The 16,984-nt window shown below is 67.7% G+C and carries 14 protein-coding genes; 7 read left to right on the forward strand and 7 right to left on the reverse strand.

Annotated elements, in window-relative coordinates; translation table 11 throughout:
- Positions 1–39 precede the first annotated feature (39 nt).
- Complete coding sequence (locus AC1DSZ_RS04965; protein WP_476837267.1) at positions 40–696, reverse strand: GntR family transcriptional regulator; 657 nt, start codon at positions 694–696, stop codon at positions 40–42.
- A 119-nt stretch (positions 697–815) separates the two neighbouring features.
- On the opposite strand from AC1DSZ_RS04965, the gene AC1DSZ_RS04970 reads away from it, so the two are divergent.
- The 4 genes from AC1DSZ_RS04970 to AC1DSZ_RS04985 all read left to right on the forward strand — a co-directional run bounded on the left by AC1DSZ_RS04970 (position 816) and on the right by AC1DSZ_RS04985 (position 4,697).
- Positions 816–1,562 (forward strand): amino acid ABC transporter ATP-binding protein, encoded by a 747-nt coding sequence (locus AC1DSZ_RS04970; RefSeq protein ID WP_476837268.1) that lies wholly within the window; start codon positions 816–818, stop codon positions 1,560–1,562.
- A gap of 55 nt (positions 1,563–1,617) precedes the next feature.
- A complete protein-coding gene (locus AC1DSZ_RS04975; protein ID WP_476837269.1) occupies positions 1,618–2,736 on the forward strand; it encodes a mandelate racemase/muconate lactonizing enzyme family protein in 1,119 nt (372 codons plus the stop codon).
- 43 nt (positions 2,737–2,779) lie between these two features.
- Positions 2,780–3,424, forward strand: a complete 645-nt coding sequence (locus AC1DSZ_RS04980) for an RraA family protein (RefSeq protein WP_476837270.1) — start codon at positions 2,780–2,782, stop codon at positions 3,422–3,424.
- Positions 3,425–3,509: 85 nt separating this feature from the next.
- Positions 3,510–4,697, forward strand: coding sequence for an extracellular solute-binding protein (locus AC1DSZ_RS04985; RefSeq protein WP_476837271.1), 1,188 nt, complete (start codon positions 3,510–3,512; stop codon positions 4,695–4,697).
- 71 nt (positions 4,698–4,768) lie between these two features.
- Here the strand turns inward: AC1DSZ_RS04985 and AC1DSZ_RS04990 are convergent, their stop codons facing one another.
- Genes AC1DSZ_RS04990 through paoA form a run of 3 tightly spaced genes read right to left on the reverse strand, consistent with a single transcriptional unit; the run spans position 4,769 to position 8,649 of the window.
- Positions 4,769–7,039, reverse strand: a complete 2,271-nt coding sequence (locus AC1DSZ_RS04990) for a molybdopterin cofactor-binding domain-containing protein (protein ID WP_476837272.1) — start codon at positions 7,037–7,039, stop codon at positions 4,769–4,771.
- Positions 7,040–7,042: 3 nt separating this feature from the next.
- Complete coding sequence (locus AC1DSZ_RS04995; RefSeq protein ID WP_476837273.1) at positions 7,043–7,993, reverse strand: FAD binding domain-containing protein; 951 nt, start codon at positions 7,991–7,993, stop codon at positions 7,043–7,045.
- A complete protein-coding gene (gene paoA / locus AC1DSZ_RS05000; RefSeq protein WP_476837274.1) occupies positions 7,990–8,649 on the reverse strand; it encodes an aldehyde dehydrogenase iron-sulfur subunit PaoA in 660 nt (219 codons plus the stop codon). Before paoA ends, AC1DSZ_RS04995 begins: the two co-directional genes overlap by 4 nt.
- A gap of 346 nt (positions 8,650–8,995) precedes the next feature.
- Here paoA and AC1DSZ_RS05005 point away from each other — a divergent pair, with 346 nt between their 5' ends.
- Positions 8,996–10,219, forward strand: a complete 1,224-nt coding sequence (locus AC1DSZ_RS05005) for a glycosyltransferase family 1 protein (RefSeq protein ID WP_476837275.1) — start codon at positions 8,996–8,998, stop codon at positions 10,217–10,219.
- Complete coding sequence (gene glf / locus AC1DSZ_RS05010) at positions 10,203–11,366, forward strand: UDP-galactopyranose mutase (RefSeq protein ID WP_476837276.1); 1,164 nt, start codon at positions 10,203–10,205, stop codon at positions 11,364–11,366. The genes AC1DSZ_RS05005 and glf overlap by 17 nt, the downstream gene beginning before the upstream one ends.
- On the opposite strand, the gene AC1DSZ_RS05015 is transcribed toward glf, so the two are convergent.
- The 3 genes from AC1DSZ_RS05015 to AC1DSZ_RS05025 form a co-directional block, all read right to left on the reverse strand.
- Positions 11,361–12,074 carry an MIP/aquaporin family protein gene (locus AC1DSZ_RS05015; RefSeq protein ID WP_476837277.1) on the reverse strand — a complete coding sequence of 238 codons (714 nt, stop codon included), beginning with the start codon at positions 12,072–12,074 and terminating at the stop codon, positions 11,361–11,363. The two genes, glf and AC1DSZ_RS05015, sit on opposite strands and share 6 nt — an antisense overlap.
- Positions 12,071–12,604, reverse strand: a complete 534-nt coding sequence (locus AC1DSZ_RS05020) for an arsenate reductase ArsC (protein ID WP_476837278.1) — start codon at positions 12,602–12,604, stop codon at positions 12,071–12,073. The genes AC1DSZ_RS05015 and AC1DSZ_RS05020 overlap by 4 nt, the downstream gene beginning before the upstream one ends.
- 185 nt (positions 12,605–12,789) lie before the next feature.
- Positions 12,790–15,213, reverse strand: a complete 2,424-nt coding sequence (locus AC1DSZ_RS05025; protein ID WP_476837279.1) for an arylsulfatase — start codon at positions 15,211–15,213, stop codon at positions 12,790–12,792.
- A gap of 386 nt (positions 15,214–15,599) precedes the next feature.
- Between AC1DSZ_RS05025 and AC1DSZ_RS05030 the strand changes: the two genes are divergently transcribed.
- On the forward strand, positions 15,600–16,478 hold the full coding sequence (locus tag AC1DSZ_RS05030; RefSeq protein WP_476837280.1) for a hypothetical protein: 879 nt from the start codon (positions 15,600–15,602) through the stop codon (positions 16,476–16,478).
- The last annotated feature ends 506 nt before the right edge of the window (positions 16,479–16,984 follow it).

Genomic DNA, 16,984 nt, shown 5'->3' on the forward strand with positions numbered 1-16,984 from the left:
TTGGATCGCGCGGGCCAGAAGGCCCGGCGTCGCAGATGATCAGGTCTTCACGTTCGCGAGCGTGTTGGCCCGGCTGTGTTCAAGATGCTTGCGCAACGCCTCGCAGGCGCGGTCGGCCGAGCCTTCCACGAGGCAGGCCAGCACGGCCCGGTGCTCGCTGGCGGAGGTCTGGTAGTCGCCGGCGTTGAACACGAACACGGTGTTGGTCTGGCGCAGCACGCGCAGGTGCCAATCGGCGATCAGGATGTTGCCGGCCGCCAGCACCATCTGGTGGTGGAACTCGGAATCGAAGGTCAGCGCGGTGGCGACGTCGTCCAGCGTGTTGCGGCCGGCGTAGCGCTCGTGCTCGGTGAGGGTGCGGTCGAGGCTGGCCAGAAGCTCCGGCGTGAACGCGCCGCGCGCCATGGCGGTGCGGATGGCGTTCTGCTCCACCAGGAGGCGCGCCTCGTAGAGCTCCTCGACGTCCTGCCGCGAGAAGCGGCGCACCACCGCGCCCTTGCGCAGCGGCGAGACCACCAGCCCGTCGACCTCGAGCCTGACCAGCGCCTCCTTGATGGGGGTCGGGCTGATCGACATCTCGATCGCGAGTTCTTCCGGCAGCAGCCGGTCGCCGCCCTGCAGCTGCCCGCCGAGAATGCGGGAGCGCAATTCGCGATAGGCCTGGTCGGCCAGGGTTGCTCGAACGAAACCACTCATGGGCCCATCCGGCCACAAGGGCGCGGCGAGCGCAATATCTAAGATAGAAAATTTTCTATTTGCTCCTGTCGGAGGGTCGTGCTGGATTGGGCGCAACCATAAAGTGCTCGGGAAACGCCATGTCGGGATCAGCAGCGCCGCTGCTCAGCGTTCGCAACGCATCCAAGCAATTCGGAACCTTCAAGGCGCTGGACGGCGTCAGCCTGTCGGTTGAGCGCGGCCAGCGAATCGTGGTCTGCGGACCCTCCGGGTCCGGCAAGTCGACGCTGATCCGCTGCATCAACGGGCTGGAGACGCTGCAGGGCGGAACGGTGGTGATCGACGGAGCGGAGCTGTCGCAGGACCGCGCCAGCCTGATCCGGCTGCGCCGCGACGTCGGCATGGTGTTCCAGCATTTCAACCTGTTTCCCCATCTCAGCGTGCTGGAGAACTGCGTGCTCGCGCCGATGCGGGTGCGCGGCGAGGGCCGGCCGGAGGCGCAGGCGCGCGCCATGGAGTTCCTCGCCAAGGTTCACATCGCCGAGCAGGCGCACAAGCTGCCGGCGCAGCTCTCGGGCGGGCAGCAGCAGCGCGTCGCCATCGCGCGGGCGCTATGCATGCGGCCGAAGATCATGCTGTTCGACGAGCCCACCTCGTCGCTCGACCCCGAGATGGTGGGCGAGGTGCTGGACACCATGGTGGCGCTGGCGCTGGACGGCATGACGATGATCGTGGTGACGCACGAGATGGGCTTCGCCCGGCAGGTCGCCGACCGCGTGGTGTTCATGGACCGCGGCGAGATCATCGAGGAGGCCGCGCCGGCCAATTTCTTCGCCAACCCGACACACGAGCGAACGCGCAATTTCCTGGGGAGGCTGCTGCACTGACGCGGCGGCTCACGCCCGCGCGCCCGTCCCTCCCCGCCCGCCTTCCGGAGCCATCATGACGATCACAGCCGTTCACCCCTTCATCCTGCATCTGCCGCTGACGCAGAGCTCGATCTCGGATTCCACGCACAGCATCACGCATTGGGGCGTGGTGGGCGCGCGGATCGTCTCGGACGACGGCCACGAGGGCTTCGGCTTCACGGGCACGCACGCCCACCTGGCGTCGGACCGGCTCGTCACCTCCTGCATCAGCGACAGCTACGCGCCGCTGCTGGTCGGCGAGGACGAGCGCGACCACCGGCGGCTGTGGATGAAGCTCGCCCGCCACCCGGCGCTGCAATGGGTGGGGCGCGCCGGCATCACCCAACTCGCGCTCGCGGCCGTGGACGTGGCGCTGTGGGATCTCAACAGCAAGCGGGCGGGCGTGCCGCTGTGGAAATATCTCGGCGGCGCGACCTCCGAGCGCGTCGAGGCCTACAACACCGACATCGGCTGGCTGTCCTTCACGGGCGAGCAGCTGGTGGAGAATTCCCGCCGCGCCGTGGAGGAGGAGGGGTTCACGCGCATCAAGCTCAAGGTGGGGCATGACGACCCGTCCGCGGACGTGGAGCGGCTCGCGGCCGTGCGCCGGGCGATCGGCCCGAAGATCCGCATCGCGATCGACGGCAACGGCAAGTGGGACCTGCCGACCTGCATGCGCTTCTGCAACGCGGCGCGCGACCTCGACCTGTTCTGGTTCGAGGAGCCGCTCTGGTACGACGACGTCGCCTCGCACGCCGCGCTGGCGCGCTCCACCGCGATCCCGGTGGCGCTGGGCGAGCAGCTCTATACGCTGGACGCCTTCAAGGCCTTCATCGCGGCGGGCGCGGTGACCTATGTGCAGCCGGACGTGACCCGGCTGGGCGGCGTCACCGAGTACCTGCAGGTCGCCGACCTCGCGCTGGCGCACCGGCTGCCCATCGCCCCGCATGCGGGCGAGATGAGCCAGGTGCACGTGCACCTCTCCTATTTCCACCCGGCCTCCAGCATCCTGGAGTACATTCCGTGGATCAAGGACCACTTCGCCGAGCCGATCAGCGTCCGCGACGGCGTCTACGCCCGTCCCGAGCAGCCGGGCGCGAGCACGACGCCGCTGCCGGCCAGCATGGAGCGCTACGGCAAGGCCCTGCGCTGACCGCCTCATCGCCACGATTTCCGCCTCGACAGAGAGATTTGCAATGACACTCGCCGACCGCCTCCACGCCTGCCACAGCTCCGTGATCCACGACGTGATGGCGGACATGAAGCTGCGCATCCGCGTCCTTCCCCGCACCATCCTGGGGCTGGAGCCCGGCATGAAGGCCGCCGGGCCGGTGTTCACGGTGCGCGGCCGGCCGGATCCGACGCTGGACAAGCACACCTCGCTGTTCGAGTGGGCCGGGCTGCTGTCGAAGTCGCCGGCCGGCCATGTGGTGGTCTGCCAGCCGCAGGACGACACGCGGGCGCTGTTCGGCGGGCTCTCGGCCGAGGCGCTGATGATCAAGGGCGTGCGAGGCTATGTGGTGGACGGCGGCTGCCGCGACATCCAGGCGATTTCCGACCAGCAGTTCCCGGTGTTCGCCCGCTACGCGACGCCGATCGACATCGTTTGCGCCTGGCGGGCCGAGGCCTTCAACGAGCCGGTCGCGATGGGCGGGCACCTCGTGCAGCCCGACGACATGATCCTCGCCGACCGCGACGGCATCATCCTGATCGAGGGCTCGGCGGCCGAGGACGTGATCAAGGCGGCCGAAACCAAGATGGCGACAGAGGGCGAGATGGTGAAGGCCATCCGGGCCGGGGTCGATCCGCAGGAAGCCTACATGAAATACCGGGTGTTCTGACCGGACGGCCGAACGAACGAACGAACGAACCCACCCGCACGGACGGGTGGGCGCCAAACACAAAAACCAGTCTGGGAGGAGAAGCATGACCTACGATTTGGATCGCCGCCGGTTCGTCGGCGGCCTGGCGGGCGCGGCGGTGCTCGGATCATCCACGCGCGGCGCCTTCGCGCAGGTCGCGAAGCCTGCCGCCCCGCTCACCATCTCGGTGATCGACGCCGCCGGCAGCCTGGCGCTCACCCAGCCGGTGTTCGAGAACTATCGCAAGGCTAAGCCGGATTTCGTCAGCCGCTTCACCTTCACGAAGGCGCCGTCGCCGGAACTGCCGGGCAAGCTCAAGGCGCAGCAGAACGCCGGGCGCGTCGACATCGACATCGCGCTCGTGGGCACCGACGCCATCTCGGCCGGCGCCGAGCAGAAGGTCTGGACCAAGCTGTTCCCGGATCACGCCGCCGCGTTGCCGAAGCCGACCGACATCTACTCCAGCGATGTGCAGCGCATGCAGGCGATCACGCAGGGCCAGGGCGTCTGCATCGCGTTCACGCCGTCAGGCCCGCTGCTCGAATACATGCCCGACCGGGTGAAGACGCCGCCGAACACGGCGGCCGAGCTGCTGGACTGGTGCCGGCAGAACCCGAACCGGTTCTTCTACGCCCGGCCGTCGAATTCCGGCCCGGCGCGCGGCTTCCTGATGGCGGTCCCGTACCTGCTCGGCGACGCCAATCCGAAGGATCCGGCCAAGGGCTGGGACAAGACCTGGGCCTATCTGAAGGAACTCAACAAGTACATCGAGTACTACCCGACCGGCACGGCCGTGACCATGAAGGAGCTCGGCGACGGCTCGCGCGACATGATCACTTCGACCATGGGGTGGGACATCAACCCGCGGGCGCTGGGCATCGTCCCCAAGGAGGCCAAGACCATCGCGCTGAAGGGGACCCACTTCATCGCGGACGCACATTTCGTGGCGGTCCCGGCCGGCATCGCGCCCGAGCGCATGGCGGTGATCCTCGACCTCGTGTCGTTCATGCTGTCGCCCGAGCAGCAGGCGCTCGCCTATGACGAGGGCTATCTCTACCCGGGCCCGTCCGTGAAGGACGTCCCGCTCACGGCCGCGCCGGCCAGCAGCCAGAAGACGCTGGCCGAGTTCGGCCGGCCCGAATACGCGACCCTGATCTCGTCCGTTCCGGTCGAGATGCCGCTCGAATTGCCCGAGATGGTGCAGGCGTTCCGCATCTGGGACACCGAGATCGCCGGCAAGAAGACCCCCTGAACGTGAAGGCGGGCGACTCCGGATCGGAACCGCCCGCTTCTCGTTCAGCGATACGCGCTGTCGCCTGTCGGTCAGGCCGCGCTGGGCAGCTTCTCGATCAGCTTGTCCAGCGTGACGGGGTAGTCGCGGACCCGCACGCCCGTGGCGTTGTAGACCGCGTTGGCGACCGCCGCCGCCACGCCGCAGATGCCGAGCTCGGCCACGCCCTTGGCCTTCATGGGCGAGGAGACCGGGTCGGTCTCGTCCAGGAAGATCACGTCCTGGTGGGGGATGTCGGCATGCACCGGCACCTCGTAGCCGGCAAGGTCGTGGTTGACGAAGAAGCCCGCGCGCTTGTCGACGACGAGATCCTCCATCAGGGCCGCGCCGACGCCCATCGTCATCGCGCCGATGACCTGGCTGCGCGCCGTCTTGGGATTCAGGATGCGGCCGGAGGCGCAAACCGCCAACATGCGCCGCACCCGGATCTCCGCCGTGAAAGGGTCCACGCCGACTTCCACGAAATGCGCCCCGAAGGTCGACTGCTGGTATTTCTTGGCGATGGCGCCGAACTCGATCGTGTCCTCGGCCACGAGTTCGCCGTCGCGCGCCGCTTCGGCCAAGGGCACGCTGCGGCCGCCCGAGCGCACTTCGCTATCTGCAAAAACGAGCTCGGCGGCGTTGAAGCCGAGTTTGCGGCCGATCTCCTCCCTCAGCTTCACGCAAGCCGCGTAGACGCCGGCGGTGGAGCAGTTGCCGCCGAACTGGCCGCCCGAGCCGGCCGAAACCGGGAAGCTGGAATCGCCGAGCCGCACCGTCACACGCCCGATCGGGACGCCCATCATCTCGGCCGCCGTCTGGGCGATGATCGTGTAGCTGCCCGTGCCAATGTCGGTCATGTCGGTGTCGACCTGAATGGCGCCGCGCGCGTCGAGCCGCACCCTCGCGCCAGACTTCACGACCTGGTTGTTGCGAAACGCGGCCGCGACGCCATGGCCGATCAGGAGCCCATCCTGCCGCGTGCTCGCCGGCTGCGGGTTGCGACGGCTCCAGCCGAACGTCTCGGCGCCTAAACGCAGGCACTGCACCAGCTGCCGCTGCGAGAAGGCGCGCCGCTGGTTGGAGTCGCCACCGGCGCCCGGGGCCTTGCCTTGCGGATCGCTGCCCGATGCGCGGCCGGGGTCGTCCGGCACCACCTGGGTGTCGTTGCGGATGCGGAACTCGACAGGGTCGAGCCGGAGCTTTTCGGCCATCTCGTCCATGGCGATCTCGAGCGCCATCATGCCGGTGGCCTCGCCGGGCGCCCGCATGGCGTTGGCTTCCGGCAGGTCGAGAACGGCGAGCCGCGTGGTCGTCATGCGGTTTTCGCCGGCGTAGAGCATGCGGGTCTGGCTCACGGCGCCGTCGGGCTTGCCGTCCTCCAGGTCGCCCGACCAGCTCTCATGCCCAATGGCCGTGATGCGGCCGTCGCGCGCCGCCCCGATGCGGATGCGCTGGATAGTGGCCGGCCGATGCGGCGTGTTGTTAAACATCAGCGGGCGCGTGAGCGCGACCTTCACGGGGCGCTTGGCCGCCCGCGCGCCCAGCGCGGCCAGCACGGCGTCCGCCCGCACGAAGAGCTTGCCGCCGAAACCACCGCCGATAAAGGGCGAGCTCACCCGCACCTTTTCGGGCGCGAGCTTCAGCGTCTTGGCGATGTCCTTCTTGGCCCAGGCGATCATCTGGTTGGAGGTCCAGACCATGAGTTCGTCGCCGTTCCAGGCCGCGATGGAGGCGTGCGGCTCCATCATGGCGTGCGCCTCGTCGGGCGTCGTGTAGGTCTCGTCCAGCCGCACCTCGGACGCCGCGAAGGCTCCGTCGAAGTCGCCGACCGCCGTGTCGGGCGGGCCGCCGGTGAGCTTCTCGGGCTTGGCGGCCTTGTCGCGCGACGCCGCGAGGTCGTAGGCGCCGTCCGCGGGCGCGTAGTCGATCCGGATCGCCTGGGCGGCGTCCCGGGCCTGCTCGAAGGTCTCGGCGACCACCAGCGCGACCACCTGATGATAATGCTCGATCTCGGGCCCGCCGAGCAGCGTGGCGGTGTTCATGTCGCCCTTGCCGAGCGGCCCGGCGTTCTGCGCCGTCACCACGGCGAGCACGCCCGGCGCGGCCTGCGCGCGGGCGATGTCCATCGACTTGATGGCGCCCTTCGCGATCGTGGAGCCGACCACGTAGCCATAGGCTTGGTTGGGCGCGACGTCGTGGCGCTCATACGCGTAGGGCGCGCGCCCTGTGGTCTTCATCGGGCCGTCGATGCGGTCCAGCGGCTGGCCGACGACATTCAGCTGGTCGATGGCGTTGAGTTCTGCGGGGTTATCGAACTTCATGGCTCAGCCCCTTGCTTTGGCCAGAACCGCGCCGAGCGTGCGCTCGACCAGCGGGATCTTGTAGGCGTTGTCGGGCGTGATCCTGGCGCCTGCCAGCAGCTTCTCGGCCGTCGCCCTGGCGCCGTTGGGTAGCTCGGCTTCGGCGGCTTCCACGCGCCACGGCTTGTGGGCGACGCCGCCAACCGCGACCCGTCCGCCACCGTCGCGCTGCACGATGGCGGCCACGGAAACGAGCGCGAAGGCGTAGGAGGCCCGGTCGCGCACCTTGCGGTAGATCTGCACGCCGCCGACCGGCGCCGGCAGCGTCACGGCGGTGATCAGTTCGCCGGGCGCGAGCGTGTTCTCGACCTGGGGCGTGTCGCCGGGCAGCGTATGGAACTCGGCGATCGGGATGCTGCGCTTGTTTCCATCCGGCCGCACGGTCTCGACGGCGGCGTCCAGCACCCGCATGGCGACCGCCATGTCGCTCGGGTGCGTCGCGATGCAGGCGTCGCTCACCCCCATCACGGCGTGCTGGCGGCTGAAGCCGCCAAGGGCCGAGCAGCCGCTGCCGGGCTGGCGTTTGTTGCAGGGCTGCGCGGTGTCGTAGAAATAGGGGCAGCGGGTGCGCTGCAGCAGGTTGCCGGCCGTGGTGGCCTTGTTGCGCAGCTGGCCGCTGGCGCCGGAGAGCAGCGCCCGCGATAGCACGCCATAGTCGCGCCGCACCCGCTCATCCGCCGCCAAGTCCGTGTTGCGCACCAGCGCACCGATGCGCAGGCCGCCCTCGGGGGTCGGCTCGATCCGGTCGAGGCCCAGGCCGTTGACGTCGATCAGGTGCGCGGGCGTCTCGATCTGCAGCTTCATCAGGTCGAGGAGGTTGGTGCCGCCGGCGATGAACTTGGCGCCTGGCGTGCGGGCCGCCGCGGCCGCGGCTTCGGCCGGGGATGCGGCGCGTTCGAAGGTGAACGGTTTCATGCCTTCCTCCCGGCGACTTCGGTGATGGCTTCGGCGATGTTGGAGTAGGCGCCGCAGCGGCAGATGTTGCCGCTCATGCGTTCGCGCAGCTCCGCGCCGTCGAGTTCCGGCATGGCCAGGAGGTCGTCGCTGACATGGCTGGGCAGCCCGGCCTTCACCTCGTCCAGCATCGCCACCGCCGAGCAGATCTGGCCCGGCGTGCAGTAGCCGCACTGGTAGCCGTCGTGCTTCACGAAGGCGGCCTGCATGGGGTGAAGGCTGTCCGGGCTGCCAAGCCCCTCGATGGTGGTGACGCTGGCGCCTTCGTGCATCACGGCGAGCGACAGGCAGGAATTGATCCGCCTGCCGTCGACGATCACCGTGCAGGCGCCGCACTGGCCGTGGTCGCAGCCCTTCTTGGAGCCGGTCAGGTGGAGATGCTCGCGCAGCGCGTCGAGCAGCGTGGTGCGGGTGTCGAGCTCGAGCGCCCGGGCCTCGCCATTCACCGTCACGGAAACGCGGGCCGTGACGGGCGCGCTCGTGGGGGCCGCGCCGGCCGGAGCGGTTGCGGTTTGGGCGCAGACGGGGCTGACGCCCAGCGCCGAGACGGCGCCGGTCGCGGCCGTGCCGAGCACGACGCCGCGCCGGCTGACGTCGAGACCATTCGGGGGATTCATGGTGGCTCCCATGCGGGTGAAGAAGCGTGCGGTGGATCGATTTCGAAGGGTGGAATGGCTCAGCGGCCGAAATGATCCCGGTTGGTCCGGCGATGACGCGCTCGTGATCGGTGGGACGCGCGCCGGGATGAGCGCCCGATTGGGCTCGGGCGCTCGGCGCGTCAGATCGACGCTGCCCGCGGGGGCGCGTGTTCCGGACTCCGCCTGGGCGGCCGCGCTGCAGGCCTAAGCGGGGCTACGCCTAGACCCTGAATGTGGATTGTACGCCAGTGGCCCGCGGCCCTGATCGCGGAACTCACGCCGCGCGGCGACGCTTTCCGTGGGTCGAACGAGAGTAGAACCCACAATGGAAACGCAGTTTTGTCCCCCGATTTCTCCGCTGAAGCCACTTCGCGCAGAACGGCAGGGGGCGAAACGAGACGTTCTCCTCTGCCTCTCCCATCTGCGCTGGAACTTCGTCACGCAGCGGCCGCAGCATCTGCTGTCGCGCGCGGCGCGCGACTACGACGTCGTGTTCTTTGAGGAGCCGCACTACCGCGAGGGCGTGGAGCCTTTTCTGGAGCGGTACACGACGTCCGAGGGCGTGCTGGTAGCCGCGCCGGTGCTGCCGTGGGGGCTGGATTCGCTGCAAGTCGCGCGGGCGCAGCGGCGGCTCGTGACCCTTCTGGTGGACGAGCTCGCGGCCGAGCGCCTCGTCGCCTGGTACTACACCCCGATGGCTCTGCCGTTCACCCGGCATCTGGCCGCCGACGTGGTGGTCTATGACAACATGGACGAGCTCTCGGCCTTTCTGGGCGCGCCGCGCCGCACGATCGCGCTGGAGCGCGAGCTGCTGCGCCGCGCCGACGTGGTGTTCACCGGCGGCATGAGCCTCTACGAGGCCAAGAAGCACCGGCACGCCAACATCCACCCGTTTCCGAGCAGCATCGACAAGGCGCATTTCGGCCAGGCGCGCAGCCATGCGGGCGAGGAGCCGGCCGACCAGGCAGGCATTCCGGGCCCGAGGCTCGGCTTCTTCGGCGTGATCGACGAGCGCATGGACGTGGATCTGGTCGGCCGCATGGCCGATCTCAGGCCCGACTGGCATTTCGTGATGATCGGCCCGGTGGTGAAGATCGACCCCGCCACCCTGCCGCAGCGCCCGAACCTGCATTGGCTCGGGCCAAAATCCTATGCGGAGCTTCCCGCCTATCTGGCGGGCTGGGACGTCGGCCTGATGCCGTTCGCGATCAACGAGGCGACGCGCTTCATCAGCCCCACTAAGACGCCGGAATTCCTGGCCGCCGGCAAGCCCGTGGTGTCGACCCCGATCGTCGACGTGGTGCGCACCTATGGGCGACAGAACCTCGTCACCATCGCGAGCACCGCCGAGGAGTTCGTCTCCCGGGCAGAGGCCCTGATGGCGGCGCCGCGGGCCGAATGGCTCGCCGCCGTGGATCGCTGCCTCGCCGCCCATTCGTGGGATCGCACCTGGGCCGAGATGGACGGATTGATCCGCGCCCACCCGCCGACAGCGCTGCGGTCGCGCGCCGTGCGCAGCCGGGAGGCCGCCGATGTCGTACGCGTATGACTGGCTGGTGGTGGGCGCGGGCTTCGCCGGCAGCGTGCTGGCGGAGCGCATCGCCTCCCAGCGCGGCGAGCGCGTGCTGCTGATCGACCGGCGCCCGCACGTGGCCGGCAACGCGTATGACCGGCTGGATCAGGCGGGCGTGCTGATCCACCAGTATGGGCCGCACATCTTCCACACCAACGCGCAGGCGATCTTCGACCACCTCTCGCTGTTCACGGCCTGGCGCCCCTACGAGCACCGCGTGCGCGCCATGGTGGACGGCATGCTGGCGCCGATCCCGATCAATCTCGACACCGTTAACATGCTCTACGGGCTCGACCTGTCGTCCGAGGAGCTCGAGGGCTGGTTCGCGGCCCGGGCCGAACCCGTCGCCGAGATCCGCACCTCCGAGGACGTTGTGGTGAGCAAGGTAGGGCGTGAACTCTACGAGAAGTTCTTTCGCGGCTATACCCGCAAGCAGTGGGGCGTGGACCCGTCCGAGCTCGACAAGAGCGTGACCGCCCGAGTGCCGACCCGCACCAATCGCGACGACCGCTATTTCGGCGACACCTTCCAGGCGATGCCGGCCGAGGGATTTACCCGGATGTTCGAGCGCATGCTCGACCATCCCAACATCACCCGGCGGCTGGGCGTCGACTATTCCGACGTGAAGCGCGAAAACCTCGCGCCGCGCACCATCTTCACCGGCCCGGTGGACGAGTTCTTCGGCCATCGGTTCGGCAAGCTGCCCTATCGCTGCCTTCGCTTCGACCATCGCACGCTGGACCAGGAGCAGTTCCAGCCCGTCGCGGTGGTGAACTATCCGATGTCGGAAGCCTACACGCGCATCACCGAATACAAGCACCTGACCGGGCAGAAGCACCCGCGCACCAGCATCACCTACGAATATCCGAGCGACACGGGCGATCCCTACTACCCCATCCCACGCGCCGAGAATGCCGAGCTCTACAAGAGGTACGAAGCCTTGGCGCTGCAGACGCCCGACGTCTGGTTCGTGGGCCGCCTGGCGACCTATCGCTATTACAACATGGACCAGGTCGTCGGCCAGGCGCTGGCGACGTTCCGCCGGATCGAGCAGTCGGTCCCTAGATCCGTCCCGGTCGCCGCCGCCCCGGCGACCGTCCCAGCGCTTCAGCCTTTGTCATGAGGGCGCTGGCGTAGTCCCTGCCGCCATCGTCGAGGCGCGTGTCTCCGGCTCGGGCGCGAACAGCCAGGCCGAGAGGGCGCCGGCCGCGAGCGCGCCGAGGATCTGCGCGGCCAGGAAGGCCGGCACGCTGGCGGGCGCGATCCCGGCGAAGGTGTCCGTGAAAGCGCGCGCGACCGTGACGGCCGGGTTGGCGAAGGAGGTCGACGCCGTGAACCAATAGGCGGCCGTGATGTAGAGCCCGACCGCCACAGGCGCGCTTTCGGCCCGAAAGCGGACAACGCCGAAAATGGTCAGCAGGAGGCCGAAAGTGGCGACGAACTCGGCGAACCATTGCGCGCCGCCGGCCCGCACGGTTTGCGAAGCCTGCCAGACCGGCAGGTCGAACATGAGGTGAGCGATCAGCGAGCCCGCGACGCCCCCAATCGTCTGCGCGGCCACATAGGGGCCGACCTCGCGCCAGGGCAGGCGCGCGCGCTGCGCCATCACGAGACTGACCGCAGGGTTGAAATGCGCGCCCGAAACCGGACCCATGATGAGGATGAGCACCACCAGAATGGCGCCGGTCGGCAGGGTATTGCCGAGCAGCGCCAGGCCGAAATCCTTGGTGAGCTTGGTCGCCATCACGCCCGAGCCGACCACCGTGGCGACCAGCATCGCGGTCCCCAGCGCTTCGGCGGCGAGGCGGCGCCTCAGGTCGAAAATCGTCATCCTGTGTGGGCCTCGAGCGCCATCGCGGTAGCCCCGTCCATGGCGCCGATCTCCGCCAGGCGCTGCTTCAGCGTGGCGAGGTCCAGGCGTTCCAGGTCAAGGCCGACGAACGCCTTGATGCGCGAGGCGAGCCGGCCGTAAGCCTCCAGGAAGGCTGCGCGCTTTTCCGCATCCGAACCCTCGACGGAGGCGGGATCGGGAATGCCCCAATGGGCGACGAGCGGGTGTCCCGGCCAATACGGACAGGCCTCGCCGGCGGCGCTGTCGCAAACCGTGATGATGACGTCCATTGTCGGCGCGTCGGGTCCGGCGAACTCGTCCCAGCTCTTGGAGCGAAAGCCTTCCGTGTCGTAGCCGAGGTCCCTGAGCAACGAGAGCGCGTGCGGGTTCGGCTCGCCCTTGGGCTGGCTTCCGGCAGAGTAGGCCTTGAAGCGCCCTGCCCCTTCCCGGTTGAGGATGGCTTCCGCGAGGATCGAGCGGGCGGAATTACCCGTGCACAGGATCAGAACGTTTGCGGGTCGATCGACCATGGTGCGTCTCGCGTCGGGCCAAGCCCGGTTGGTCCATGGGCTGTTCCTCTACGAGCATTGGCGCAGTTTGTGACACGGGCGTGACACCCCGCGCCGGATCAGGCCGCGGCGCGCATCTTGCCCCGGATGGGGCTCGACGGTTCCGGCGGCGGCGGCGCAACACGCGGCCCCGTCGCCGAATGATTTCAGTCGGCCAAGGCCTTCTTGGCCGCGGCGTCCCGGGCCGCGTCGGCGGCGGCCCCTTTCTGAGGCGGGGAGATGTCGACGGTCAGTTTGGAGATCTTGCCGGTAAACCGCGACTTCGCTTCCGCCCCGATCGCCTCGAAGACCGGCGTTCCGAGATCGATGCCGACATCGGCCGTCTCGTCCGCCGAGAACATGCCCGGCTGCGTGCGCTTGACGCGGCCTTCCGCGACCTTCTTCCCGTCCACGAAGAGCCGGCCGACGCCGCCCCGCCCCGCGCCGCCGCCGTCATAGGCGAACTCGAAGCGCAATGTGGCCTTGCCGGGCTTCAGGCGCTGCGTCGCCGCGATGGTGGTCTGCTCCAGGCCGAGGAAGTTGTAGTGGTAGCCCGGCACGCCGTCCTTCACGTAAACCGACCACCCGCCGAAGCGTCCACCCTGGGCGATGATCGTTCCGTTCGCCTTGCCGGTCGGGATCTCGATATCGGCCGTGACCGAACTGGATCTGTTCTTCACGTTCAGGAAGACGTTCTCGGCCATCCCGACCATGCCTTGCGACAAGGTCATGGAGGTGCGTCCCGCCATGATGTCGGGACGGCCGACAAGCGTGGCGTCGAAGCGCTCCAGAAGGCGATCGTCGATGGGCAGGACGTTGTATTTCTCGCCCTCCTTCATGAACACCGCCTGCAGCTCCGCGAGCTTGGCCGGGTTCTGCTGCGCGAGGTTGCGGGTGAGGCTGAAATCAGCCCGGACGTCGTAGAGCTCCCACACGTCGTCGGCGAGCGGCCTGCGCACCTTCGGCTCCCACGGGGCCTTATGGATCGTGCCGGCGAGCCAGCCGTCCTGGTAGATCGCGCGGTTGCCGAAGATCTCGAAGTATTGCGTGACGTGCCGGTCGGCGGCTGTCTTGTTGTCGAAGCTGTACGCCATGCTGACGCCCGCCATCGGCACTTGCGGCGTTCCGTTGACGACCTTGGGCTCGGGGAGCCTGGCGGCTTCCAGGATGGTCGGGGCCACGTCGATGACATGGTGGAACTGGCTGCGCACCTCGCCCTTGGCCTTCATGCCGTTGGGCCAGTGAAACACCGTGCCGTTGCGTGTTCCGCCAAAGCTGGACGCTACCTGCTTTGTCCAGGTGAAGGGTGTATCCAGCGCCACGGCCCAGCCGGCCGCCATATGCGGATAGGTATCCGGCCCACCCCATCTGTCCATGTTCTTCAGCATGTCGGAGACTTTCTCGTCGACGCCGTTGAAGTAGGTGAGCTCGTTGAAGCTGCCGTTCATGCCGCCTTCGGCGCTCGCGCCGTTGTCGCCCGCGATATAGACGATGAGCGTGTTGTCGAGTTCGCCCATGTCCTTGATCGCCTGAACGAGCCGGCCGATCTCGCTGTCGGTCATCTCGGCGAACGCGGCGTAGACTTCGGCCTGATGAGCGAACAGGCGCTGCTCGTCCAGCGTGAGCTTGTCCCAGTCCTTGATGGCGTCCGGCTTGGGAGCAAGCTTGGTTCCCTCGGGAACAACGCCGAGCTTGATCTGGCGGGCGAGCGTCTCCTCGCGGAGCTTGTCCCAACCCTGGTCGAACTTGCCCTTCCAGCGGGCGATCCACTCTTTCGGCACGTGGTGCGGCGCATGGGTGGCGCCCGGCGCGAAATACACGAAGAACGGCTTGTTCGGCGTCATCGCCTGCTGATGGCGGACCCACGTGACGGCCTGGTCCGTCATGTCGGTCATGAAGTGGTATTTCGGGTCGGTCGGGAGTTCGACCGGCTTCACCCCGTCATAGATGAACGGCGCCCACTGGTTGGTCTCGCCGCCCAAGAATCCGTAGAACTTGTCGAAACCCTGGTGCGTCGGCCAGCGGTCGAACGGACCGGAGACGCTGGTCTCCCAGACGGCCGTTTCGTGCCACTTGCCGAAAGCCGCCGTGCTGTAACCGTTGAGGCGCAGCATCTCGGCCACGGGCGCGACGCTGTTGGGGACCTGGCCGGTGTTTCCCGGAAAACCCGTCGAGGTTTCCATGATGGAGCCGGCTTCCCCCTGATGGTGGTTGCGGCCCGTCTTGAGCGCCATCCGGGTCGGCGAGCACAGCGCCGTGGTGTGGAAGTTGTTGTAGCGCAGGCCATCGGCCGCGAGCGCGTCCAGGGTCGGCATCGCGATCGGCCCGCCGAAGGTGCTGGGCGCCCCGAAGCCCATGTCGTCGACCAGAATAACGACCACGTTCGGGGCTCCCGCCGGGGCCTTGATCTCCTGGCGAGGCGGCATGGTGACGTTTCGCGCGTCGAGCTCCGTGTAGGTCGGACGCGGGGGGGCGGGGATCGGCAGCACGGTCCGGTCGAGCGCGCCGGGTGGCTGTTGCGCCAGCGCCGATGCTCCCCAGAGGGCGCCGACAACAGCCGGGAGTAGCCCGCGATACCTGGTCCTGCCCATCCTGTTCCCCTTGGTCACCGCGCCACCGCGTAGATTCAATGTTTTCTGAAACATCGCCCGACGGATTGACGGACGTGAACGGTAGGGCGGCATGTCGGGAAGGGCGTTGATTTAACGCAATCTTCGGTTGCGCTCTCCAATGCGCTCCGCCCCACCGCAATCGCGCCGATCGCGGCTGAGCATTCACCAGTGATTTCCGCATTGCGCCAGATCAACGTCGATAAAAATTTGTCGACGACTTGGAATTTCCTTATCGGGGTATTGACGATTCTCGCCCGCTGCGCACAGCCTGTTGTTCGACGTGCAGCCTGATTTCCATGGAACGCGGCCGGCGGGCGGGCGTACCGGGCGGCTGCATTCGCGGAGCGGGGGCGAGATCCATGTCGGTGTCCAAAACTGTCGTTGCGTTGCTGGGTGCGCTCGTGCTGGCTTCACCCGCCGGAGCCGCGGACCTCCCGGCCCCCCTGGCGCAACCCGCAGCCCCCACCTTCGTGCCGGGCTGGACTTTCAGGATGACGTCCTATGGCTGGTTCACGGCGCTGAACGGTTCGCAGACCGTCCGCGGGCGCAGCGTGGACGTGAATGCAAGCTTCATCGACATCGTGGAGAACACGATCGGGGATGGCGGCTCCCTCCTGGCCGTGATGCTGGACGCCGAAGCGCGCAACGGTCCGGTCGCACTGTTCGCCGACGTCATCGGCGAGAAGATCACGATCGAGAAGTCCGGGCTGAAAACCAAGAGCGTCGCTCCGGGCATCACCGGAACCGTGGGCGCCGCTGTGGACATGCAGTTCCAGATGGCCATCGTGGAGGCCGGCGCGGCCTATGAGGTCGGGACGATCGGGGCGGCGTCCTTCGACGTGCTCGCCGGCGCTCGCTACTGGCGCCAGAAGCTGGATGTCGGCTTCGACATCGCCGGAACGGTCGACCTTGGCGGCTTGTCCATCAAACGCGGCGCCGCGATCGCACGATCGGGCTCAGTCGACTGGCTCGACGCCTTTGCGGGCGTTCGCGCCCGTGTCGAACTCGCCCCCAACCATCACCTCGAACTACGCGGCGACATCGGCGCGGGCGGCAGCAAGCTCACATGGCAGGCGCTGGCCGCCTACGCGTATGACTTCAAGACCGCGAACGGCGTCACCTACTCGGCCGTGCTCGGCTACAAAGCCCTTTACGTCGACTACAGCCAGGGGATCGGCCCCTCGCGCTACGCCTTCGACATGCTGCAGCACGGCCCCGTGCTGGGCCTGAGCGTCCGGTTCTAGAAACGCCCATCAGTGGATCTCGAGGCGCGAGCTGCGCCGCAGACCTCACCGCGTCGTGACGGGGAACCCGCGGTGTACGCGGCTCGATGCTGGACTGTGGATCGCCGCCCTGGCCCGGCGCACTGGAAGGCTGCTCGTCCGCAGGTCGAGCGATCGCTGGGGTGGACGTCGAACGCTCCTGCCCCATTTCGGCAGATCATCAGGCGATCAGGTCGCGGGCTTCTCAGAGACCATTCTTCAGGCGCTGTCCCGGGAAATTCCTGATTACTCCGACGTTCGTCATGCAAATAATTGGGCGTTGACCGCCACCCTCGACGACACTCCGCCGAACTCCAGATACAGCCTTCACGATGAACATCGTCCCCCACTGATGATCAACCGCTGCTCGATATCCCCCAAGCATCATGAAATTTGACTACATAGGAGTCGGGACCAGCCCATTGATGCTGATCCACGGAACGGCTCTCGCTCGACTCAATCGGTCAGTCCTCTTGATCGACCAAGCT

Source organism: Alsobacter sp. P4_H11, from assembly GCF_056400925.1.